The following is a 23917-nucleotide window of genomic DNA, read 5'->3' as shown; positions in this document are numbered from 1 at the left end:
GATAAAAGTGCGTTAAAACACAAAAAACAGCTTTAAGAGCACTAATTATTACTGCTTTTTGATTTCCTTCGCAGGGCAAGTGTAAGTGTGCTGTTAAAGATTATACAGATGCCGATAATAAATAAAATCAACACAAAATTTCCCATTTCCTGGAGTAAAATAGTGGCAGCCAAAATCAGCAGGTTAAAACCCAGGGTGGCACCAACGATCCAACTTGGTGTTAAACCAATTCTTTCTAAACGATGGTGGATGTGGTTCCGGTCGCCCTTAAACGGCGAATGGCCTTTAAGTATCCTTACTGTAAAAACCCTTAAAGAATCGAATATGGGCACAATTAAAATCGATACAGCAATTGCCGGTGCTGAATAAAAGGCCGGATGGTTTTTACCAGTAAACTTATTAAGCTCAATAAATTTAATGGCCAGCGCGGCAGAAATCAATCCTATGATCAAAGCGCCTGTATCGCCCATAAATATTTTGGCGGGAAACCAGTTGTATTTCAAAAACCCACCGATAGCCCCGGCCAGTGCAAAAGCGATAAAAGCATAAGGAATCTGGCCCATCAGCGAAAACAGTACGCCAAAAGTTAAACTGGTAAAAATTCCAATTCCTCCTGCCAATCCATCTATTCCATCGATCAGGTTAAAAGCATTGTTCAAAAAAATGATCAGTGCGATAGAAAAAAGACCGCCCCACAATGGCGGCATGTTACCGATACCCAGTACGCCATATAAGCTGGTTAAGCAGAAAGCACCAAAAAAAACAAGAATAAAGGCAACAATAATCTGAAGAACAAATTTAGTACTCGTATTGGTACCGTAAACATCGTCTTTTAAACCCAATGCAGCCAGGATCATGCAGGAGGCGATCACAAAATTGGCTTCTTTAAAATTGATGATCGATGAAAAAAGCAATATACTGATGATAAAACTACCAACAATAGCCAAGCCGCCCAAACGCGAAATGTTGCGTTTATGATTTTTGCGATAGAGGTCGTTCTTATCAAAAAGCCCGTATTTTAAAGAGGTAAATATTACACTCGGAATACTGATAATCACCATAGAAAAAGCCAAAATAAAAATGGCAATGTAAAAATAGATGGGATTGGTATGCAGGATATGCTCTAACACGTTTTTTCTCAGACTTAAGGCAAATATAGCTATAGTAAAACAAACTAAGTTGGCGCAACAAATGTTTAACATGACATAAATCAAGCTCAGCGCAGTCAAACAGCCTAAAACTGATTAAGTTTACTTAGCTTTTTCTTAAGTAAAACCAACATTGCATTGGGTATATTATTTCTTTTCAAAGCTTTATAATCATTGATTAAAGCAGATATTCTGCTATTAAAAGACTGGTTGCTAAGCCCTCCAATGCGCATATTTACCATCAGCATGGGTAAATATTCCGCTCTGATTTTATGGGTATAAAAATAACGCAATATTAATTCGTAATCGGCTGCCGTTCCCAAATCCAGAGCATAAGTGCCATATTGATCAAAAAGTTCTCTTTTTAGGTATAAAGTTGGGTGTGCCGGCATCCATCCTTTTTTAAGGTCGTGGTAAGTTGTTTGCTTAGACCGCCATTTCCTTATTACTTTATAATTTGTTGGATGAATATAATCCAGATCGCCGTAAATTCCATCAATTGCTGGATTAGCTGAAAAAGCCGAGGCTACCTTGCCTAATATATCGGCACTGGCCAGCATATCATCGGCATTTAAAATCCCAACTATTTCTCCGGTTGATTGCCGGATACCTTTATTAATTGCATCGTAAAGCCCCTTATCTTTCTCTGAAACAAAATAATCAATGTGCGATCGGTTTTGATTAATAATGTCCAATGTTTTATCGGTAGATCCACCATCAATTACCAGATACTCTATATCAGGATGGTTCTGCGCTATTATGGAGTTAAAACATTCCTGCAGAAATGCTTCACCATTATAAACTACGGTGATTAGGGATATTTTCATGATGACCAAACGGGATTCTTTGGCTTTTTGGGATTAGGGATAAAAAAACTGTGGTAAAGATAGAGAATTGAAATACTAACCTGAACAATTAACTTTTAAATACCATAAAATTGATGAGTTATAGTTTATTTCTTCTTCTGATGACGAAAATGCCGAGGAGGCCTGCGGCAGTGGCGAGGGGCCATGAGTAGTCGTCGAGGTTGCAATTGATTATCGAACTATAGGTTACTTCTACTCCATTACTATTTCCCAATATCACAATACCTAATGGCGCTGTTCCATTCCCACATCTCTGCCCTGGAGGACCAGTAGTTACCCACCCCGGGCAGCTACCTACAGAGGTAGAATATGACTGGTTCACATCATAAACAGGTATTAGCAAACCTAGAGGTAAAGTTAATACTGCGGTACCAATTTGTGGGTGATACACCCTACCAGCAATTAAACAACCGGTTTGAGCCTTACCAATTGCATTAAAAAAAAGGAGGAATAATAGTATTAGCTTAACAGCCTTCATGTATCATCTTAATATTGATACACTAAGTTACCGCCTTTACAAACTAAAGTCTACGTTCGTTTTGTTCAAGTATTTATGATAAATATAACTATTCATCCCGCTTTTAATCTCCTCGCAAGTTGTATCGCGTTATTTATATAGAACCTTTGTAAGGTAATTAACACATAAAATTTTCTGTTTACTCTAAACTATCTGTAATTATTTTGAACTTTTTTACAAAAATAAAGTAATTTGTTTTGTACGATACATCATAAATACAACTGCTATGCTAGAAAAAGCCATTACCCCCCATAACCCATCGTCAACTGGCAGATTGTTTGGTGTGGTACCGCAATACTCGCTTTTCTTATACGTAAATTTTATATAAGCACCACCATCATTTATCAAAGCTCCACCTAGAGAATTAGAAGTAACACAACTATTGTAAGTTATCGAATTTACAGGATCATAAATCCGGCCAGTAGGAACATAAAAATCATTCAGACCACCACAAACGTAAGGACTATTATAATTCCTAACAACAACTGCCCCTGTTTTCTTATAGTAACGCATGAAAGAACCATTGGGTGTTTGAGCGTAACCTAAATATTCGGTATAAATTGTGTTGCCTGTATCACAACCTTCATTAGGCACATCACCATAGCAAATGCTACAAATTAGCATTAGCCACACCGCTAATGCTATTTTAAAAAAACTCATAAATAGACGACTTAATATTATTTAGTAGTATTTATACTACTATTTCGCACAAAAATTGTAAAATAAATACAATCATTTATTAGGAGTTTGGAGTTTTGTTTTTTCTATGACGTGAATTTGATGATAGGTTAAAAGGCTCTAAAACAACAAAAACCATTGATATAAATCAATGGTTTTAAAAAAAACAACTTATACAGTGGTTTAAAGGAACATAAAAAAAATAAAGCTTTTCCTTTTAAAGAATTATTTGAGGAAAATCCGCAATAAAATCAGTTGATAATTATCATGAACAAAATGAACAATTAAATAATCATTATCCAATAAGGAATTTATTTCTTGTTAAAAAAAAGCCGCTAATCAATATAAAAGGAAAGAGGTATCCTAAATGATCATCCAAAGGGCAATTTACGTAGAAGAAATTCACCAATGTACCAGTAGCAGACTGATAATTCGTCCTTGTTGAATTAATATAGCAAGGCGAAGGCGAAGTTGTTGTATATTTGACACAGTAAACCGAGCTCCTGATTATTCTGCTTGATTCAGACACATGAGAATATTGGGGACCTCCATTTGGTCCGGTTCCTGTTGTCCTGTTAATATAAATAAAATCTGAGAAATCTGATAAACAACCAACATCTGCAACACAAAAATTAGTATAAAAACAACTTACGAGGAATATAAGATATACCTTTAACTTCATGAATGACTCACCGGGGGACGACTACCGATGAACAAAATTAACAGGATAAATCTATTTATACTAAAAAAACTACTTTATCATACAAAATTATACTTTTATGTACTTATTTATGAGTATATAAAAATAAATCTACAAACAACGAACCTTTTAATTTTGGTATAAAAAAAGAAATAGTTAACTACGAAAACATTGATATGGCATACTTTCTACGAATAGAATTAATACTCAAAAAACTTACTGGAAATATCAACATCCATAACCAGTTGTCAATAGGGCAATTAGCAACGCTAAAAGTACTTTTAATCCCATTATAATAACAAGTGCCAAAACACAAGTAATAAACCCTACAATTTACAACCGTACCGTTGTTACATCTGGCTCCAACACTGTATGAATTACCATAAAAAGAATAATTGGTTGGCGACGGATTGCCAATACTTGTGTCAGTGTAAATATCACCATTATACAAACACCCTGTGTAGCTTTGGGCAAAAGATTTGCTGCAAAGTCCGAATAAAATTAACACTAACCAAATTACTCTTTTCATCATATATAACTACCTGTCAGGCGTCAAAGCCAAACAAAAACAGCTCAAATATGTAAGCATATGATTACAAAAAATATGATTATTGATAATTATCACGCTGTATATTTTTTTTAACAAACTAAATCATACAAGCTATATCGATTTGGTTATCAGAGGCATTTTTAAAAAAAATACAATATTTCCCATATGGTAATAATACTCAACATGTTATGCCTGCATAGATAAATATTAGAAGGATCACAATAAAATATGTTATTTTTTTAAGTGTTTAGAAAACGTATTTTTGCAAAAGATATGTGTGGAAGTTTAGTCGCATAAACGTATCTTTAAGATTATGATCCCTTATAAATATTCCTCTTCATTTGCTTTATACCTCATTTTTTTTTGTTTGATTTTGTCAAGCTGCTCGGTACGTAAGCAACGCACACTATTTAATGCTCCCAGCGATATTGTTACCGATACTATTAAACAGGTTTATGTGGTAAACGACCAGGGCATTAGTGATGGATATTATAAAATAAAAGTGAATGATCAATTGGCTATCCGGAACGTACAAAATTTCGAGTTTGGGGCTACAACAAATCAGGCCAATAGCAGCACAGCCACAAGTAGTACAAATCAAAATGCAAGCAGTGGCAGCATCCAAAATGTACTATCCTATCCTGTAGAATTAGATGGAACAGTTAATTTACCGGCTATAGGGAAAGTTCCGGTAGAGGGGCTTACCCGTAGAGATGCAGCAGCAAAAATACAGAACCTCTACAAAACCAAACTGTTAAAAGATCCAATTATTGAGCTGAGCGTGGTTAACTTAAAAGTTACGCTGTTGGGCGAATTTAACAAACAGGGCAATTTTTTCATCGAAAAAGAAAATACAACCCTTATCGATATCATCGGAGATGCCGGTGGCATTACCAAAACAGCAGATCCTAAAACCCTAAAAATTATTAGGGGCGACCGGGCGAACCCTGAGATTATTTATGTTAATTTAAACGATATTAACAGTTTGGCAAGCAAAAAACTGATATTACAGAACCACGATATTATTGTGCTCCAACCAACAAAGAGTTCGGCAACGAGCGACAGACTACAGAGTATTAACAATATATTACAGCCACTTTTAGTTGTAGTAAACCTGGGTGTACTGATATTTACCCTAACCAGATAGCTGTTTTTGTTTAATCTTTAGAAGATTATTAACCCGGCATTTTACCAACTATAGCGCAACTAATACAAAGCTACGGCACCAGGCAACTATCAAATTGTATAACCCTAAATAAAATGATGTCTATTGTTAATTAATGTAATAAATCGTTGATTTTCATCAAACAAAAGTGAGCCACATTCACAATAAAAATAATTTCTTTTAAAAAATTGGGGTTATCTTTATAAATTAATTATAAAGGCACCAAACGTTAAAAACAACATACATTGACAGAGTTAGGGCAAGAGAAAAAGGCTGTTAGCCAAAGTATTGATTTTTATAAGATTTTCAAGGTATTTTTAAGTCGCTGGTATTGGATTGCCGGTACCGTTATCATAGCACTTTGCATAGCCAAGCTTTACCTTTGGTACACACCTCCGGTTTTCCAAACCGGGGCATCATTAAAGTTAGAGGATAGTAACCCTTCGGTAAGCACAAGTGGACAGATGCCGATGCAAAACTATAGTTACACGGATAAGATACAGGCCGAAAGTTTTACGATACGTAGTAACGAGGTAATTTTGAATGCAGTTAAAACACTTGATTATAAGATCAGTTACTACCTAAAAGGACGTATACGTACAACTGAACTGTATCCGGATGTTCCTTTTGTAATCGAAATCATCAAGCAGGATAGCGTTAACTTCTCCCGCTCCCTTTATGCTGTAAGTGGGCTTGACGAGCAACATTTTGAACTCTCTGTTGCAGATAATAAAGATCAAAAATTCACCTATCGTTATGGCCAGGATATCAATATGGGGAACATGGTTTTCCGCATCAAAGATAAAGTTCCCTTAAAAAGTATTTATCAATTCAAGTTTAACAGTAAGGAAGATTTTATAGGGCGGGCAATGGGCGGGCTCAACATAGGCGAAGCAGCACGTTTCACTAATGTAATGGGGCTAAGCCAGACAGACGGTAATGCGGTTTTTGCTGCCGATATCTTAAATGCCATCATGAAAGAATATGTTAAATATGATGTAATCCAAAGAAGAAGATCGGCTAGGCAAACGGTAGATTTTATTGATAACCAATTGGGCTTTATTGATACACAGGCAGGTAAATCAGGTAGTACCCTAGCAGATTATAAAACCAGAAACAAGATCTTGGATATGGGTTCTTCTACTACCATGACAGTAGGAAAGCTTGCCGATTTTGAAAAACAAAAGACAGGGCTCAACCTGAAGTTATTAGGTATAAAACAATTAGAAGATCAGATTAACAACAACCGCAGCAAAGTTGAAATTGGTGTCGATTTAGAAGGCGAACTCAGTACCGGTTTGGGCACACTGGTTACCCAACTAAACGCCCTATTAATAAACAGGGAGGCAAAACTCACTCAATTTACCCCCGAATCTCAACCCGTTAAACAGATAGAACAACAGATTGCCAATGTTAAGTCGAGCATCCGCAATAGCATTTCGGGCATGCGGAAAAACAATGAAGCCACAATAAGGTACGTAGACGCTCAGATTGCCGGTGTAAACCAAAGCATAGGTACCATCCCGGTAAAGGAGCAAAACTTTGTAAAACTTCAAACCAATTTCGAAGTCAACAATAAAGTACGTTCCTATTTATCTGAAAAAAAATTAGAAGCAGAAATGAATGCGGCCGCAATTGTACCCGGTGCATCAATCGTTAACCCAGCATACCCTTCTTATTATGCCATCTCGCCCAACAGTAATAAGATTTATAGCATGGCGTTAATGTTAGGCTTAGCTTCGGGTTTTGGCTTAATTCTGTTGGTACGCTTTTTAAACCCTTATATTTATGATAAGGAAACGGTAGAGGGGCTTACACATACGCCAATTATAGGCGTTATCCGTAAATTTCCCGACTTTATTGATCAGGATAGCAGGCAGGCCTTATCATTGTCGAGACCGAAATCGGTATTTGCCGAATCTGTACGTTCTGTGCGTACCAACCTAAGCTTTTTGGCAAGCCATAAAGAAAGTAAGGTTATTTGCGTTACTTCAGAAATATCTGGTGAAGGAAAATCGTTTGTAACCATTAACCTGGCCAGCACCCTTGCGCTGATAGAAAAACGGGTAATTTTAATTGCAGCCGACTTACGTAAATCGAAATTGCATAAAGCTTTTGGTAGCGACAACAAAAAAGGCCTCAGCTCTATATTATCCGGTCAGGTAACATTTGAAGAGGCTATGATCCATGATGAAGTACATCACATCGATTTTATTCCTTCAGGTCCGGTTCCACCAAATCCGTCAGAATTATTGCATACCGAGGCCATGAAAGAACTATTAAAAAAACTGGAGGGCCTTTACGATTATGTCCTGGTAGATACCGCTCCAGTTGGCTTGGTTTCGGATGCCATACCGTTAATCCGTTCATCGGATGTAAATTTATTTGTGATCCGTTCTGGCGTATCCCAGCAAAAAGCAGCCAATATCCCTGAGCGCTTATCAAGGGAATATGGCTTGAGTAATCTGGCCATTATTTTAAACGCTTTTGGAGACGATGCCCTTTACTCTAATTATTATACCACTGATTATAGCCGTGGTGGTTGGAACAGTACTTACTACTACTCTGATTATTCGGGATATTCGGGATCGGGCTATTACGAGGATGAAAACCGTAAATGGTGGATGTTTTGGAAAAAGAAATAGAAAAGATAACAGGGTTAAGATAGTTGCAAACATTTGACAAATAGCAATAATAAAAGCATTAATCCAACTACAAATTACCATTTATTGAGTACTTTTGGCTTTTGCCGCAATAGCAAAAATCATAGTCCAAACAACCTGTATGATGCTTATTTTCGATCATTTTTATCCGTTTTTACAGGATAACATAAAAAAATTATTGCGGGAGAATATCACCACAACCTTATTATTGTTTCAATTAAAATCATCATTTTTGTAAATAAGTCTTCCCAACCTTTCCCTAAAAGAAGGAGTATAATCCCAGATATAGATAATGATTGGCAATACATACATGTGGTACCCTGTTTATACAAGATCGAGGGCCGAGAAAAAGGCTTATCAGGAACTTTGCAGAAAAGGTATTACCAGTTATCTTCCATTAAAAAAAACAGTTAAACAATGGAGCGACCGGAAGAAAATTGTAGAAGAAGCCTTAATTAAATCCTATCTGTTTGTCTATATTTCAGCAAAAGAATACGCAGAAGTATTAATGACAAATGGTATTGGGAGATTTCTTTATTTTTCTGGTGAAATTGCAGCAATTCCCGAACAGCAAATCAACGATCTTAAACTTCTATTAGCAACAGATACTGAGCTTGAGCTTTATGATTATGATATACAACCCGGTGAAAAAGTACTCATTAAAGCAGGTCCGTTTAAAGGGATGATTGCCGAAATGGCATCTATACATAATAAACAACGCATTATTTTACGTTTACAGAATATGGGCTATGCCATTAATATTAATACCTCGATGGCTTTTATAGAACCGTTCTGAGTGCGTGAAAATTATGGTCATGAATGTATTTATGACTGAAATAAAAAAAATTAGCCGAACTTGGTATCGGTAGTCATACAGTGATTGATTGGAGTTCATTCAATTAGATAACAGTCGTTTTTTTTAAAGAAAATGTGACTGAGAGGGCGAAGCTGTGCCCAGGCATAGTGGAAGATGTTAAAGGTAAGATGTAGAATGGCAATATAAATGTGTAGGATTGCAGGCATAATCGATAAAGCTAAATCAATAGATCAACTCAAACAGGAAGTAAAAGCCATGTGTGATGTAATGGCACATGGTGGGCCTGATGATGAGGGCTACTTTGAAGACAAAAATCAGGGTCTGGTTTTCGGTCACCGCCGCCTATCGTTGATAGACCTCTCCCCTAGTGGCCATCAACCCATGTCGTACCATAACAATAAACTCACCATTACTTACAATGGCGAAATTTATAACTTTCCCGATCTGAAGAAAGAGTTGTCCGAAAACGGATTCCGGTTTGTTTCCCAAAGCGATACAGAAGTGATCCTCGCTGCCTATCAAAAGTGGGGCATTAAAGCTTTCGAAAAATTTGTAGGCATGTTTGCATTTGCAATTTACGACAGTGAAAAGCAAACGACCTTTCTGGTACGCGATCAGATGGGCATAAAACCGCTTTATTATGCCATAGCAAATAACCGGCTCGTATTTGCATCCGAGGTAAAAGCATTTGAGCTTAGTGGCAATTACAGCGAAAATAAAGATTGGAAAACCTATTTTCTTGCCTTTGGCCATGTTCCTGAGCCTTACACAACACTTAACGGGGTAAAAATTTTACCGGCTGGCAGCTTTTTAAGCTGGGATCATAACAGTCGTAAGTTTGAAATTATTCCTTTTCATTTTGAATACTCCTTAAAACAGATTGTTCAAAATCAAGATCCGGCGGGCGGACTGGCAAAAAAACTCCACTCGGCTGTTAAACGGCATTTATTGGCAGATGCGCCTGTGGGCGTATTTTTAAGTGGCGGAATAGATTCGAGCATTATCACTTTACTGGCAGATGAGGCGATCGGAAAAAACCTTCAGAGTCTTTCCATAAACTTTAATGAAACAGCTTTTTCCGAAGAACGTTTTCAACAGGAAGTTACTGCACGTACCAGCGGCACACACCATCAGTATATTGTTAAGAAAGAAGATTTTAACGAACACTTCGGCGAAATTCTAACAGCAATGGACCAGCCCAGTAACGATGGTATTAACAGCTGGTTTGTGAATAAATATGCAAAAGAAATGGGCTTAAAGGCCGTACTCTCCGGTATCGGGGCCGACGAGCTTTTTGGTGGCTATCCTTCTTTTAACAGAATGGGGCTTATTAAAAGCCTTAAACTCCTACCCCGTTTTTTATTAAAACTTTGTGCATTTATACCCAACGAAAAAATAAAGCGTATTTATTATCTGGCTTACCGTAATCCCATTGGCGAATATCTTTTTTTAAGGGGATTTTTTATACCACACGATATAGCCAGGATTTTAGGAATTGCTAAAACAGAAGTTGATGCTTTAATGGAAAATTTTCCTGTTCCAGCAATATTTAAAACATTAAAAGGCAAAGAAAGGGCATCGTGGTTCGAAACGCATATTTTTATGAGGAACCAGCTTTTAAAAGATACCGATTTTATGAGTATGCATCATGGAATTGAAGTCCGTCTACCTTTTTTGGATCAGGGTTTTGTGGATTTTTCGGATCATATTCCAACTCCGCAAAGATTTCAGGAAAGACCAAAAGGAATACTCATTGAAGCTTTTAAGAACTTGCTGCCCAAAATGATCTGGGACAGACCCAAAATGGGCTTTACTTTCCCTTTACAGCAATGGTTTTTAACAGGGAACCATATTACCGATGAAAAAATTTATACGGGTAGTCCATATACCTTAAAGCTAATACAAAAATTTAAAGCAGGCAAAATGCACTGGTCCAAAGCCTTTGCTCTTTACCAAATAACTACGCGGAAATTTAATGCCTAAGCGTATACTCTTTTTAACATTATATACTTACAGCTTAACAGGCGGCATTGAGAAAGTATGCAAAAATTTTATTCAGATACTGCATAGCTTAGCTCAACAGGGTAAAATTGAAGATAGTTTATCGCTTTCGCTATACGATCAAAATCAGCAACATCACAAATACAGTTGCTTTAATGGGAATAAGATCAAATATTTACTTAACACCTTCAGAAAAAGTTTTTCGTACGATGTTATTATCTTGAGCCACATCCATTTGCTGCCAATTGCAAAGCTGATCAGGCAATTTAGCCCCAAGAAAAAAATTATACTGTTTGCGCATGGAATTGAAGTATGGAAACCGCTATCCTCATGGAAAAAAAAGCTATTAAGCGAAATCGACACCTGGGCGGTAAGTGCTTACACTGCAAAAAAAATCAATGAACTAAACGGAATTCCACTGCAGAATATTCATATCCTCAACAATAGTTTGGCAAAAGATTACCCTTTTAACGAAGAAAAAATTGGCCACAGTATAACCACGAAATATCACATCCCTGCCGATCATCAAATTTTATTAACCGTTTGCCGCCTCTCCTCATCCGAGCAGTATAAAGGTTACGATAAGGTTTTATCAGCGCTTAAAGATTTGGTTAAAAACTACCCCAAACTAAGTTATTTGATTGTTGGAAAGGCCGATGAAGCAGAACTTACTAGAATTCAGGAACTAGTTTTTAATTATCAACTGGAGCAACATGTTGTTTTAACGGGTTATGTTTCTGATACAGAAATAGAAAATTTATACAATCAGGCTGATGTTTTTGCGATGCCCAGTAAGGGTGAAGGATTTGGACTGGTATTTACAGAAGCTCTTGCCCATGGCTGCAGGGTTTTGGCTGGAAATGCCGACGGTAGCAGCGATGCACTTTTAAATGGAGAATTAGGTTTACTGGTAAATCCTGAAGATACCGAAGCAATTTATAAGGGTATTAAAACCCTGCTTTCAGAACCGGTACAGGAAGATGAAGCGACCAAAAGGAAGGAAAAAGTTAAAGCTTATTTTGGATTTGATGCTTACGTATCAAAAGTGGCACATTTGCTTGGCTTTTGAAAAGATTATAAAGAATAATGGAACATCAGGAAGAATATAATTGGACCATCGAAGCGAAAACATCGTTATTTGACCTGAAATTTAGCGAAGTTTGGGCATATCGCGATTTACTATGGCTGTTGGTTAGACGTGATTTTGTTTCGTTTTATAAACAAACCATTCTCGGGCCCCTTTGGTTTTTCATCCAGCCTTTGTTTACCACCATCATATTTACTTTTATATTTGGTAATCTGGCAGGTATTTCTACCGATGGTTTACCAAAACCACTTTTCTATATGGCCGGCATTACCGCATGGAATTATTTTGCCGATTGCCTTACCAAAACATCAACCGTTTTTAGGGATAATGCAGGTATTTTTGGAAAGGTTTATTTTCCGAGGTTAATTATGCCTTTAAGTATTGTGGTAAGTAACCTGGTACGCTTTGGTGTCCAAATGATCCTGTTCCTGATCATGATGGGCTACTATTACTTTACCGGAGCGAATTTCAACATCAGCTGGGCCATTAGCCTGTTCCCAGTGGTGGTAATATTAATGGCTCTATTGGGCTTAGGCACTGGCATGATCATTTCTGCCTTGACAACCAAATACCGCGATTTAGCATTTTTAGTAGGTTTTGGTGTTCAGTTATTAATGTACGCAACCACTGTAATCTATCCTTTATCAGAAGCAGTAAAGAAATACCCGGCCTATGCCTGGATTATTGAATATAACCCCATGACCCCAATCATAGAAACTTTTAGATACGGCTTTTTAGGAGAAGGGAGCTTTAGCTGGGGAGGTTTTGGATATGCGACATTAGTAACACTCCTATTACTGATTTTTGGGACCGTGATTTTTAATAAGGTGGAACGAAATTTTGTGGATACGGTATAAATGTGAAGCGTAAGGCAAAAAATAAACTATAAATTCCCTTATTTTAATATGTCTAAAATAGCGATAAAAGCGGAAAACCTTAGCAAAGCTTATCAATTGGGGCAAATTGGCACCGGCACTATTAGCCGCGACCTCGAACGTTGGTATGCCCGTTTACGTGGCAAGGAAGATCCCTTTTTACGCATTGGCGAAAGCAATGATCAATATTCCAAAAGTGAAAGTAATGTAGTTTGGAGTTTAAGGGATATCAGTTTTGAAATAGAACAGGGTGATGCCGTGGGGATTATTGGCCGTAATGGGGCAGGGAAAAGCACTTTGCTTAAAATTTTAAGTAAAGTTACAGCCCCAACAACAGGTAAAATTTCGGGAAAAGGTAGAATAGCAAGTTTATTAGAGGTAGGTACAGGTTTTCATCCGGAGCTTTCGGGGCGCGAAAACATTTTTTTGAACGGTGCCATTTTAGGCATGCGTAAAAAAGAAATCCAGCGCAAACTCGAAGAAATTGTTGACTTTGCAGGAATAGAACGTTATCTGGATACGCCTGTTAAACGATATTCTTCCGGAATGTATGTGCGTTTGGCCTTTGCAGTGGCCGCGCATTTGGAATCAGAAATTTTAATTGTTGATGAGGTTTTAGCCGTAGGCGATGCAGAGTTTCAGAAAAAGTGCCTGGGTAAGATGGGAGAAGTGAGTAAAGGCGAAGGCAGAACGGTATTGTTTGTAAGCCATAATATGGCCAGTGTAGAGCAATTATGTAAGAAAGGAATATACTTATCTAATGGAAAAATTAAAAATGCCGACAATATTAACGTGATTATTGATGATTACCTTAACTGCGAAAATGCTAACACTTCATCATATGAATCTAAAGTCGATAAAAAAGATGGAAACTTCCTAAAAATAGACCTCTTTGAAGAATCTGGTAAAAAAGGTAATGTCTTTTTCAATGATACCAAACCCTATCTATTAATAAAATATCAGTTGAATGAGGATGTAAACAATTTTAATGTCGGAATTATCGTTTCTAATTCATTAAACGCTAATATATATTCTTCTGCCGATACTGATCTGAATCCGTCATTAACTTCATTAAAAAAAAGTGGCACGTATTACGTCAGAGTTCCATTAAGTGTTTTGAATCTTAATAATGGAAATTATAAAATCACCCTTTTAATGGGCATTATTAATACAACCTTATTTGACGAGGTATCGTTAGATTTCACAATTCAGAACAACAATTATTTAAATACCGGCCATAGAGGCGGTATATTATTAAATATCGTAAAATGGGACTACTTACCAAAATAAAGCAAAAGCTTAAGCATATAATAAAAAAAGAAAAAAGACCAAAGTTAGATCCTAAAGAAATCGACCGTGTAAAAAAGAAAAATAGAAGTTCGCTAAAAGAAATTCAAAAGTGGGTTAACGATGACGATTTCGAAAAATCTTTTTTTAGTTACGGTGTTCCAGATTATGTTAAACCGTTATTAAATCGTGAAATTGGTGATGAAATAACCTATACCGATTTGTTACTTTATTACAGTAGGTATTTAAATTCTCCAAAATATTTAGAACTAGGGGTATCAGTTGGTAAAAACTTTTATCAAATTGCTGAAGGATTGGAAAATTCCTTTTTAATGGGTTTTGATATTGAAGATATGAGTAGTCCGCTAAAACATACATTCAGTTTTGTAGAAACTGAAAAATGGAAAGGCCCCAAAACTTCGTTAAGAAACAGGGAGTTTGAGTTAACTAGTTATAACTACAAATCTAATAAAATAAAATATTTGGCAGGTGATATATGGGATGAGGCATCCTGGATGAAATTATCAGAAAATAAATTTAATATTATTTTTTCCGACGCCCTTCATACTCCTGAAGCACTCTTATGGGAATATCAAATGTTGTATAAATATCAGCTTTTAGACGAAAAATTCATTATCATTTGGGATGATCTGAATAATGGACTGGAAAATTCATTTCACCAAATTGCCAAAAATTTAATCAATGATAAAAAAGTGGATCAAAAAAAAGGTGTTTTTTTACTAAAGGTTAATGGTTGGCTTGGAGAAAACGAAACCCCACATGATATTGGCCTAATCACAAATATTATTTAAGATGAATGTAACTTTAGTTAATTTATCTAACGAACTGTTTAATACCGGAAGAAGCCGGCTTAACCTATCTGCAAAAAACAGAGGTATCACCCAGATTAATTCTTATAATTTTGAAGACTTAAGAGGAACCGAATTCTTCTCAAACAATCAAGAAATACTGACCTGCCCTAAAGGTATGGGTTATTGGCTTTGGAAACCTTACATCATACTTGAAAGTTTAAATAAGCTTAAAGAGAACGATATTCTTATTTATTCTGATTGTGGAATAGAATTAATCGATGATATTCATCCAATTATCGGATTAACCCGCGATCAATCCATCATATTGTTTGGTAATGCCAATCATCAAAATTATATGTGGACCAAAAGGGACTGTTTCACTTTAATGGATTGTGATACAGAAGAATATTGGTACAGCGCACACGTTGATGCAGCCTTTATCATATTTAAAAAAAACAGTTTTACCATTAATTTTGTTAAGGAATGGTTACAATTCGGACAGAACAAAAACATCATTACCGATCTGCCAAACATTACCCTACAGAATTTGAATGGTTTTATAGAACATAGGTGGGATCAGTCCATATTATCCATTTTAACTCAAAAACACAAATTAAACCTTTATCGGATGCCTACTCAATTTGGCAACCATTACAAAACACATGATCTGAGAATAAAAGGAGAATTTAATTGCATAAATCAGGCTGAGCAAACAGAAATAATGCATTATGCTGCTATCCCATATTATAATTCTCCCTACCAACAGCTTTTAAACCATCATCGGTTTAAAGATACCGAAGATTTGGCAGAAGATTTATCAGATCCCAAAGTAGATAAAAAGCCGACGATTACCAATACTTTGAAAAAATTAACCCATAGATTATTGGGGTATTTTGGTGTCAGAATCGTAAGAATATAAATTGTAAATACCTGACCCTTGGTGTTTAGTATCATAATTCCAACATACAACTCGTCTGAAACGTTAAAAAAATGTTTGGAAAGTATTCTGAACCAAACATTCGAAGACTTTGAGGTACTTATTATGGATGGGAACTCAACTGACACTACAGTTCAAATTGCTAAAAGTTATGCAAACGATAAGATAAAAATTTTCTCTGAAAACGATTGTGGTGTATATGAAGCAATGAATAAAGGCATAAAATCAGCAAAAGGAGAATGGCTTTATTTTTTAGGCAGTGATGATGAATTATACGAAGATCTTATTTTAAAAAAAATCGCGTGCCTTTCCAAAGGTAATTCCAAAATTATATATGGAAATGTGATGGTGGATCAAGATGCTGGATGGGCCAAAAATGGACAGGTATATGACGGCATTTTTAACAAAGAAAAAATTATCCGGAATAATATCTGTCATCAATCGATTTTTTATCACAAAGATGTTTTCACTTCAATTGGGCACTATAATCTAAGATATCCGATAAATGCGGATCATGATTTTAACATAAGGGCCTGTGCCCTTTTTGAATTTCAATACATTGACCTGATAGTTGCAAAATTTAAAGGGGGCGGCCTAAGTTCTAATCCTGATGTGTTATTCAAAACTGATTTTGACAATATCGTTATTGACAATCATTTGATTTTTTTACACAAACTAAGATTAAGCAACAAGAAAATATTAAAAAGAGCTATTTACAACTTTGTAACACTTAAACCAATTACTGCTGCCCGCATATTGATCATCTTAATAAAAAAACACTTAAAAATTAATTTACCTCCTCACAAACAACAAATACAAAACAATTTGGCCCCTCCCAAAAACCTTGATCAAAAATGAACGCTAATCATCTAGTTGTATTTACCATATGTTCTAATAACTACTTGGCCCAAGCAGCTGTATTAGGTCGAAGTATCGGAAAAAACAATCCCAATACTTCATTTCAAATTTTCTTATGTGATACCAAAAGTTCGGAGATCGATTATAACTTATTGGATCTTGAAGTAACCGAAGTTTCATCTATCGAACCGGAAATAGTACAGCTGGCAAAAAAATATAATATTGTTGAGCTAAACACCGCTGTTAAACCCGCTATTTTTAAATATCTTTTTAATCTAAAAGGCATCGAAAAAGCAATTTATCTAGACCCAGACACATGTGTTTTCGACAGTTTAGCCATTATAGATGAAGAATTGGATCATCATTCCATTATATTCACCCCCCACATCCTTACACCGATCCCGAGAGATGGTAAAACACCCGACGAAAACTTATTTTTAAACTTCGGGAGTTTCAATCTAGGGTTTCTTGCCCTAAAAAACGACAAGAACAGTAGTGATTTATTAGAATGGTGGAAAGCGCATACATATGAAAATGGTTTTATTATGTCTGAAAAAGGAATCTTTGTAGATCAGTTGCCCATGAATTTGGCTCCTATATTCTTTGATGGCGTAAAAGTTTTAAAACATTTTGGGTGCAACATGGCACCATGGAATTTACATGAAAGGTTTTTATACAAAGTGGGAGAAAAATATATTGTAAATAGTTCAGAAAATTTAATATTCTATCATTTCAGTTCTTTCACCGTTGATAGAAGCATTTTACCAAAATGGCTCAATAGATTTATTTTAGAAGACAGAAGCGATTTGGTAGAAATTTATAATCAATATAATGCAAATGTAGTAAGTTCACAGTTTTACCTTTTTTCTAAAATTGTGTCTTCTTATTCTTTGATCTATGAAGAGCAAAGGGAGATAAACCGGAAACTTAAGTGGCAACAAACTTCGACCTTAAAAAAGGTCTTCGGCTATTTAAAGAAAGTTGTTCCCGGATCATTAAAAAACAAATTTAAGTAATTGAGTTTTATGGAAAACCAATACTAATCATTTAATATTAAAAACCATTTAATAATAACTTAATGTAAACTTTTTATTAACTTGAAAATCTCCATCATTACCGTAAATCTTAACAATTTAACAGGCTTAAAACAAACGACTGAAAGCGTACTTGCCCAATCATCTAAAAATTTTGAGCATCTAATTATAGATGGTAATTCTACAGATGGAAGTAAACAGTATATAGAAAGCATTTCGGATAAATTAGGTTATTGGCAGTCTAAAAACGATTTGGGTATTTACGATGCAATGAACACTGGGATTAAACATGCAACTGGTGAGTATTTAATTTTCTTAAATTCGGGTGATATTTTTTATAATAACGATGTTATAAAAAATGTTATGGAACTATTGGTTAAAGATATAGTTTACGGCGATATTGAAATTGTAGATCGTGATAAAAAGTATGTACACGTTACGCCAACAGTACTCAGTTTTGGCCATTTTGTAAATAATAACCTGCCACACCAATCGGCCTTTATTAAACGCGAATTGTTCAGTACCTACGGATTATACAACCCCGAACTTAAAATCTGCGCAGACTGGACTTTTTTTCTGGATGCAGTATTTAGTTACAATGCATCATATATACACATACCCCTAACTATTTCAACTTTTAAAACCGATGGTGTAAGCTCACTTGCCGAAAACAGCCAGGTTATTGCAGTTGAGAGAAATAGTCATTTAATAAACAAGTACTCGGCATTTTTAAGTGATTTTAGAACAAATGAGCCAATGATTGCCAAATATAAAGCATTAAAAAACTCCAGGATGATAAAAATTTTATCATTTTTTTTCAAACAATTAAGATTCTAATTATATATATTTTTCAACGGTAATCAACCAGGATAGAAATGATAATTGTTAAATTAAAAGGTGGGTTGGGAAACCAAATGTTTCAATATGCAGCGGCAAGAGGTGTAACAGATAAGACCATCTATCTGGATTTAACATTTTTTGAAAGAAATAATCAAACTACTGAGGCGTTTACGGCAAGATCGTATGAATTAGCAATTTTTGATCATTTAAACGCTAAAAAATTAAATGGCCTGATAGCGAGAGTACTTTCCCATACCGGAAGGTTTACTTTTTTAAAAAAAGTAATACCAAAACGTTGGAACAATTTTACAATACTTAACGATAATAACCCGGTAGAAGTTGATGATAAAGGCAATTACATTTTCGATGGCTACTTTCAAAATGAGGATATTTTCTTAAAAAATGTCTCCTCTGTTAAAAAGGCATTTACTTTTCCAAAACTTTCCGGTTCTGCTATTTCAATTGCAGATGAAATATTCAGTAAACACAATCCGGTGGCAATTCATGTTAGAAGGGGTGATTATCTTAACTTATCCATCAGCCAGCACCATCCTGTATTAAGTGTAGATTACTATAAAAAAGGGATAACAGAGCTAAACAAGAAATTAGAAAATGTTTTTTTTTACATTTTTTCCGACGACCCGGTTTGGTGCAAGTCTGCTTTTGGTTTTTTGACTACAAACTATAAAATTATAAAGGAAACAAATACAGATTGGGAGGCAATACACCTCATGTCTATCTGTAAACACAATATAATAGCCAACAGCAGTTTTAGCTGGTGGGGAGCATGGTTAAACAATAATCCCGAAAAAATTGTAATTGCTCCAGATAACTGGTTCCCAACATTACCCAACCCTGCTTCAAAAACCTGGCTTAAGATTTAAAATGGAAAATCCAGATAAATATTTCGATGAAATTTATTGTATCAACTTAGCCAGAAGGCATGATAGAAAGAAAGAATTTGAAAAAAACTATAAGAATCTGGGCACAAAAAATGTAACATTTTTTGAAGCTTTTGACGGTAACGATATTGAAGATCCAGAATGGCAATTTTCGAAAGGTGCTTTGGGTTGTAGGCTAAGCCATTTTACAATTTATAAAGAAGCAGTACACAAAAAGCAAAACAGAATTTTAATTCTGGAGGATGATGTCATCATCAAAAAACAATTTATTTCAGATTTGAAAGATATCATTTCGCTGGTTGGGGATGACTACGACATGATTTATTTCGGCGGATTCAATTTTTTAAATCCTAAGCCGGTTACGGACCATATTTTAAGATTACAAAATACATTAGCTCTTCAAGCAGTTGCAATAAACACCCGATGTTTAAATGCATTGATCAGAAAAATAGAAAGCGATAAAAGATCGATAGATTCGGTTATCGCAGATTTACATCCTCAACTTAAAGTTTATGGCTTTACAAAAGCGTCTGCAGTTCAAAGGAAGGGATATAGTGATATCATGAATAAAGATGTAAATTATACCGGTACATTTTTAGGAAAACTGTACCTAAAAATAAATCAATTTATTAAAAAACTGATTTGAAAATACTTTTTGTCCTCCCCGAGTATTATCCGCACTCCGGAGGGGGTATTTCTACCTATTACTTACACTATATTAAGGCATTAAAGCCACATGTACAGCTAATAAAAGTAATTGTAGGCAGTGGCTATACCCAATCAAATGAAAAATATAATTTAGATGGCGTAAACATAGAATACCTTGAGCCCGGGCTATATCAAAATCAATTAAAAAATTTTAGCAAGTTTGATTTAATCCCGGAATATAAAAAGAATGTGGCCGCAGCGTGGGCCATGTGGGAACAGGTAAACCGGGGCATCGGATTTGATATAATAGAATGTACCGATTTTGGATTGGGATTTATCCCATGGTTGGTTAACCACAAAATACCTGTAATTACGAGGTTACATGGCAGTAGCGGACAAATAGAAATGTTTGAGCCAAACCTTAAAGAGGGCTTATCGGGCGATTTATGCAGGTATACCGAATTAAACTTCCTCCAGCATGCCGATAAATTAATTACACATAGTACAACTAATCAACTTTTTTGGAAAAGTATTCTTAGTAAAGAGATTACTTTAATTCCACCGGTATTTTCTGTATACGCTGATGCTGTTCCATATGAAAAAAAAGAACCTTTTGGTATCGTTTGTGCCCGGATACAGCAATGGAAGGGACCCGATATTTTATGCAAAGCCATACAAGAGTTAGCTGAAAGGGATGTTCTGATAAAATGGTATGGAAAAGATACCAATTACGATAATATAAATTCTAAATCAACACAGCTTAGCAAAGCGTTTTCTGCAATATGGGGGATAAAAATCGTTGTCCATAATCCTATTGATCATACAAGCCTCCAGCTAATCCAACAAAAAGCACGCTATGCCATTATTCCCTCTACCTGGGATATGTATAACTTTACAGGTTTAGAATATATGAGTGCGGGCACAATACTAATCTGTTCGGATGGTGCCGGTGTTTCAGAACTCATCGAAGATGGCATAAATGGTTTCAGGTATAGCAGAGAAGATCACCTTGCTTTGGCCAGTTGCATTAAAAAAGTACAAGCGCTTAGTAAGGATGAATACAATACCATGGTGACAAATGCGCGGAATACACTCACTAACGAATTATCCACTTTGATATTGATAGAAGCAAATTTATTGATATATAAAAAAGCAAAAGCACAATTTATTTCGGCAGAGGCCAATGATTATCAGGTTGCATCATTTCAACCATCCAGAACAGAATATCAGATTGATAGTCTTCTTGATAAACAGCCTTTAAAGAAACTGATCACTTATCTATTAAAAAGAATCAGGAAGAAATTATGAGTTCCATCGCTTTATGTATTCCTGCTTATAACGCCGCCTGGTGTTTACCACGTTTGCTCGAATCCGCTAACCAACAAGCAATCGCATTTGATGAAATACTTGTTTATGATGATTGCAGTATAGATAATACCAAAGAAATTGCGGAGAAATACGGAGCCATAGTAATTTCGGGTGATATTAATAGAGGCTGTGCCTTCGGTAAAAATCAGTTGGCAGCTTTAGTCCAGTCTGATTGGATTCATTTTCATGATGCAGATGATGAGTTATTACCTAATTTTACCCAGATAGCACACAAATGGATAAACAATAGTTCTACTCCCGACATTATTCTTTTAAACTACAATTATTTAGATGCTGATTCAAGGCAGTATATTGGTGGTGCCAATTTTGACCGAAGGGAATTGCTTGAAAATCCGGCTAGATTTGTTATTACTAACAAGATTGTCAACTTTGCTATTTGCAAAAAATCAAGTTTCTTACACATAGGGGGATTTAACCAAAATGCCGAAGTATTGTACAACGAAGACCGTGCATTTTATATCAGAGCTTTACTCCATCAATTAAGGTTTGATTATGAGCCAACTATTACCTGTATTAATTACAAGTATGCTCAAAGTATGTCGGCTTCGAATATGTTAAAATGTGCACAGGCACATTATTATGTTAGCCTTGAGTTGGCAACAGCACTTGGCAAATACTATCCATTGGAAATTTCAGAATGTTTTTGGAAAAATGCCCAGTTATCGGCACAGTATGGAGATTGGCAATTAACCAAGAAAAATATCTCTGCCGCACGCGAGCTGAATAGCAAATATCCGGCAGAAGGGAACCGTTTATTTAAGATACTGTGTTTTTTTAGCCCCTTATTTGCCTATATGTTGAGAGAATTTAACATACGTTTATTTAAACCCCAGCTCCGGAGTGTCAAATAAAGCACTGGTTTCAATCTGCATCCCCTGTTATAATGCAGCTAATTACTTGACCGATACGCTTAATGCACTATTAAAGCAGCGATACAGCTATATTGAGGTAATTGTTGCTGATAATCTAAGTAATGACGGAAGTGCAGAGATCATTTCGTCATTTAGCAGAAAAGATCCGAGAATAAAATATGTAAACTGCAAAAAAAAGGGAGCTGCAGCTGCTAGAAATTACGCTTTTCAAGAGAGTAAGGGTGAGTATATTATTTTTTTAGATGCCGACGACTGGGTTAACGAGCACTATGTTTCTGAACTTTTGCTCACTTGTAATAGAACCAAAGATTGTATTGTTGCATGTGCATATCAACGCTTCTTTAACAATGATGTGAATAAGGTTTTGGTAGAGTCGCTTGCTACCTGGAAAAACCTTAAACCAATTGAATGGTTGCTTATTGATAATGGAAAAGGCCTGGGGATGATGCAGTCGGGTATGTTTTTAATTCCGAGAAACCTGTTGCTAAAGGCAGGTGGCTGGAACGAAGAGCTCTCGCTGATAGACGATTTTGAGTTTTTTCCACGATTGCTCCTTACTGCAGAAAAAATACTTTTCTGCAAACAGGCAATATTGTATTACAGAAGTGGAAACCGCAATACCCTCTCTGGTAATTCCAGTTCAAAAAGTCTCCATTCCGTGTACCTAGCCCTTCAGCTAACTACTCAAAGAGTATTAAAGGAAGAAAATAGCCTCCGCGCCAAAGCAATAATGGCAAATTACTGGGCGTTGTGGGCATACCATTTTTATCCAAAAGAAAAATTGCTTTTAAAAGAGGCTCAAAAATCCGTATGGATGTTAAGCGGAAAAAAACTCTCTCCTCCACAAAGTGGGTTATCAAAAAAGATATCAAAAATATTTGGGTGGAAACTAACGAAAAGAATTAAAGATATTTTGTTTTAATGATCATAAATCAATCCTTTTTAATCTCTGTGTGCATCCCTTGCTATAATGCTCAAAACTTCTTAGCTGCAACATTAACTGCATTCATTGACCAGTCTTACGGTAACATTGAAATTATTGTTGTTGATGATTGTTCCAGTGATAAAAGTATCGAAATCCTAAATTCCTTTTCAGCTTTAGATAATAGAATAAAAGTACTTTCCTCAAGCCAAAATATTGGCGCAGCGGCAGCCAGAAATCTAGCGTTTCAAAATTCGAGCGGAAGTTATATTGTTTTTTTTGATGCGGATGATTTGATTAATGAGATGTATTTAGAAAAACAAATTTCTTTAGCCAAACTCCATCCCGA

The 23917-nt window shown here is 35.7% G+C and carries 21 protein-coding genes; 18 read left to right on the top strand and 3 right to left on the bottom strand.

Going from position 1 to position 23917, the window contains the following annotated elements; translation table 11 throughout:
* Positions 1 to 41: 41 nt before the first annotated feature.
* The 3 genes from B2V92_RS21190 to B2V92_RS21180 all read right to left on the bottom strand — a co-directional run bounded on the left by B2V92_RS21190 (position 42) and on the right by B2V92_RS21180 (position 3191).
* Entirely contained in the window at positions 42 to 1130 is a 1089-nt protein-coding gene (locus tag B2V92_RS21190; protein WP_293312001.1) for an MraY family glycosyltransferase, read from the bottom strand.
* Between the two features lie 104 nt (positions 1131 to 1234).
* Positions 1235 to 1975 carry a glycosyltransferase family 2 protein gene (locus B2V92_RS21185; protein ID WP_293312000.1) on the bottom strand — a complete coding sequence of 247 codons (741 nt, stop codon included), beginning with the start codon at positions 1973 to 1975 and terminating at the stop codon, positions 1235 to 1237.
* 730 nt (positions 1976 to 2705) lie between these two features.
* A complete protein-coding gene (locus B2V92_RS21180; protein WP_293311999.1) occupies positions 2706 to 3191 on the bottom strand; it encodes a hypothetical protein in 486 nt (161 codons plus the stop codon).
* 1641 nt (positions 3192 to 4832) lie between these two features.
* Between B2V92_RS21180 and B2V92_RS21175 the strand changes: the two genes are divergently transcribed.
* The 18 genes from B2V92_RS21175 to B2V92_RS21090 form a co-directional block, all read left to right on the top strand.
* On the top strand, positions 4833 to 5606 hold the full coding sequence (locus B2V92_RS21175) for a polysaccharide biosynthesis/export family protein (protein ID WP_293311998.1): 774 nt from the start codon (positions 4833 to 4835) through the stop codon (positions 5604 to 5606).
* A gap of 263 nt (positions 5607 to 5869) precedes the next feature.
* Positions 5870 to 8269 (top strand): GumC family protein, encoded by a 2400-nt coding sequence (locus B2V92_RS21170; protein ID WP_293311997.1) that lies wholly within the window; start codon positions 5870 to 5872, stop codon positions 8267 to 8269.
* A gap of 310 nt (positions 8270 to 8579) precedes the next feature.
* Entirely contained in the window at positions 8580 to 9083 is a 504-nt protein-coding gene (locus B2V92_RS21165) for a UpxY family transcription antiterminator (protein WP_293311996.1), read from the top strand.
* A 207-nt stretch (positions 9084 to 9290) separates the two neighbouring features.
* The gene (gene asnB / locus B2V92_RS21160; RefSeq protein ID WP_293311995.1) at positions 9291 to 11087 is read left to right on the top strand and encodes an asparagine synthase (glutamine-hydrolyzing); all 1797 of its coding nucleotides are present in this window, start codon (positions 9291 to 9293) and stop codon (positions 11085 to 11087) included.
* Positions 11080 to 12174, top strand: a complete 1095-nt coding sequence (locus B2V92_RS21155) for a glycosyltransferase family 4 protein (RefSeq protein WP_293311994.1) — start codon at positions 11080 to 11082, stop codon at positions 12172 to 12174. The genes asnB and B2V92_RS21155 overlap by 8 nt, the downstream gene beginning before the upstream one ends.
* A 17-nt stretch (positions 12175 to 12191) precedes the next feature.
* Positions 12192 to 13049: an ABC transporter permease gene (locus B2V92_RS21150; RefSeq protein ID WP_293311993.1), complete on the top strand. Its 858-nt coding sequence runs from the start codon at positions 12192 to 12194 to the stop codon at positions 13047 to 13049.
* Between the two features lie 48 nt (positions 13050 to 13097).
* The gene (locus B2V92_RS21145) at positions 13098 to 14357 is read left to right on the top strand and encodes an ABC transporter ATP-binding protein (protein ID WP_293311992.1); all 1260 of its coding nucleotides are present in this window, start codon (positions 13098 to 13100) and stop codon (positions 14355 to 14357) included.
* Positions 14336 to 15166 carry a hypothetical protein gene (locus tag B2V92_RS21140; protein WP_293311991.1) on the top strand — a complete coding sequence of 277 codons (831 nt, stop codon included), beginning with the start codon at positions 14336 to 14338 and terminating at the stop codon, positions 15164 to 15166. The genes B2V92_RS21145 and B2V92_RS21140 overlap by 22 nt, the downstream gene beginning before the upstream one ends.
* Position 15167: 1 nt before the next feature.
* On the top strand, positions 15168 to 16085 hold the full coding sequence (locus tag B2V92_RS21135; RefSeq protein ID WP_293311990.1) for a hypothetical protein: 918 nt from the start codon (positions 15168 to 15170) through the stop codon (positions 16083 to 16085).
* Positions 16086 to 16106: 21 nt separating this feature from the next.
* The gene (locus B2V92_RS21130; RefSeq protein ID WP_293311989.1) at positions 16107 to 16961 is read left to right on the top strand and encodes a glycosyltransferase family 2 protein; all 855 of its coding nucleotides are present in this window, start codon (positions 16107 to 16109) and stop codon (positions 16959 to 16961) included.
* A complete protein-coding gene (locus B2V92_RS21125) occupies positions 16958 to 17977 on the top strand; it encodes a glycosyltransferase (protein ID WP_293311988.1) in 1020 nt (339 codons plus the stop codon). Before B2V92_RS21130 ends, B2V92_RS21125 begins: the two co-directional genes overlap by 4 nt.
* An 81-nt stretch (positions 17978 to 18058) precedes the next feature.
* Positions 18059 to 18832: a glycosyltransferase family 2 protein gene (locus B2V92_RS21120; RefSeq protein WP_293311987.1), complete on the top strand. Its 774-nt coding sequence runs from the start codon at positions 18059 to 18061 to the stop codon at positions 18830 to 18832.
* A 38-nt stretch (positions 18833 to 18870) separates the two neighbouring features.
* Entirely contained in the window at positions 18871 to 19719 is an 849-nt protein-coding gene (locus tag B2V92_RS21115; protein ID WP_293311986.1) for an alpha-1,2-fucosyltransferase, read from the top strand.
* Position 19720: 1 nt separating this feature from the next.
* On the top strand, positions 19721 to 20383 hold the full coding sequence (locus B2V92_RS21110) for a glycosyltransferase family 25 protein (protein WP_293311985.1): 663 nt from the start codon (positions 19721 to 19723) through the stop codon (positions 20381 to 20383).
* Positions 20380 to 21693, top strand: coding sequence for a glycosyltransferase family 4 protein (locus tag B2V92_RS21105; RefSeq protein WP_293311984.1), 1314 nt, complete (start codon positions 20380 to 20382; stop codon positions 21691 to 21693). The genes B2V92_RS21110 and B2V92_RS21105 overlap by 4 nt, the downstream gene beginning before the upstream one ends.
* Positions 21690 to 22625, top strand: coding sequence for a glycosyltransferase family 2 protein (locus B2V92_RS21100; RefSeq protein WP_293311983.1), 936 nt, complete (start codon positions 21690 to 21692; stop codon positions 22623 to 22625). Before B2V92_RS21105 ends, B2V92_RS21100 begins: the two co-directional genes overlap by 4 nt.
* The gene (locus B2V92_RS21095; RefSeq protein ID WP_293311982.1) at positions 22615 to 23568 is read left to right on the top strand and encodes a glycosyltransferase family 2 protein; all 954 of its coding nucleotides are present in this window, start codon (positions 22615 to 22617) and stop codon (positions 23566 to 23568) included. Before B2V92_RS21100 ends, B2V92_RS21095 begins: the two co-directional genes overlap by 11 nt.
* Positions 23568 to 23917: glycosyltransferase family 2 protein (locus B2V92_RS21090; protein ID WP_293311981.1), on the top strand; the 350-nt coding region annotated here is incomplete at its 3' end. The genes B2V92_RS21095 and B2V92_RS21090, both read left to right, overlap by 1 nt.

Origin of the sequence: Pedobacter sp. UBA5917, from assembly GCF_002432345.1 — a bacterium.
Classification (GTDB): domain Bacteria; phylum Bacteroidota; class Bacteroidia; order Sphingobacteriales; family Sphingobacteriaceae; genus Pedobacter.
Note: the sequence above shows the minus strand (reverse complement) of the source record. Positions and strands in the feature narration are given on the sequence as shown.

Coding starts and splice junctions, on each gene's coding strand:
- B2V92_RS21185 (WP_293312000.1), bottom strand. CDS start 1,975: ATGAAAATATCCCTAATCACCGTAGTTTATAATGGTGAAGCATTTCTG.
- B2V92_RS21180 (WP_293311999.1), bottom strand. CDS start 3,191: ATGAGTTTTTTTAAAATAGCATTAGCGGTGTGGCTAATGCTAATTTGT.
- B2V92_RS21165 (WP_293311996.1), top strand. CDS start 8,580: ATGATTGGCAATACATACATGTGGTACCCTGTTTATACAAGATCGAGG.
- asnB (WP_293311995.1), top strand. CDS start 9,291: ATGTGTAGGATTGCAGGCATAATCGATAAAGCTAAATCAATAGATCAA.
- B2V92_RS21155 (WP_293311994.1), top strand. CDS start 11,080: ATGCCTAAGCGTATACTCTTTTTAACATTATATACTTACAGCTTAACA.
- B2V92_RS21150 (WP_293311993.1), top strand. CDS start 12,192: ATGGAACATCAGGAAGAATATAATTGGACCATCGAAGCGAAAACATCG.
- B2V92_RS21145 (WP_293311992.1), top strand. CDS start 13,098: ATGTCTAAAATAGCGATAAAAGCGGAAAACCTTAGCAAAGCTTATCAA.
- B2V92_RS21140 (WP_293311991.1), top strand. CDS start 14,336: ATGGGACTACTTACCAAAATAAAGCAAAAGCTTAAGCATATAATAAAA.
- B2V92_RS21135 (WP_293311990.1), top strand. CDS start 15,168: ATGAATGTAACTTTAGTTAATTTATCTAACGAACTGTTTAATACCGGA.
- B2V92_RS21125 (WP_293311988.1), top strand. CDS start 16,958: ATGAACGCTAATCATCTAGTTGTATTTACCATATGTTCTAATAACTAC.
- B2V92_RS21115 (WP_293311986.1), top strand. CDS start 18,871: ATGATAATTGTTAAATTAAAAGGTGGGTTGGGAAACCAAATGTTTCAA.
- B2V92_RS21110 (WP_293311985.1), top strand. CDS start 19,721: ATGGAAAATCCAGATAAATATTTCGATGAAATTTATTGTATCAACTTA.
- B2V92_RS21100 (WP_293311983.1), top strand. CDS start 21,690: ATGAGTTCCATCGCTTTATGTATTCCTGCTTATAACGCCGCCTGGTGT.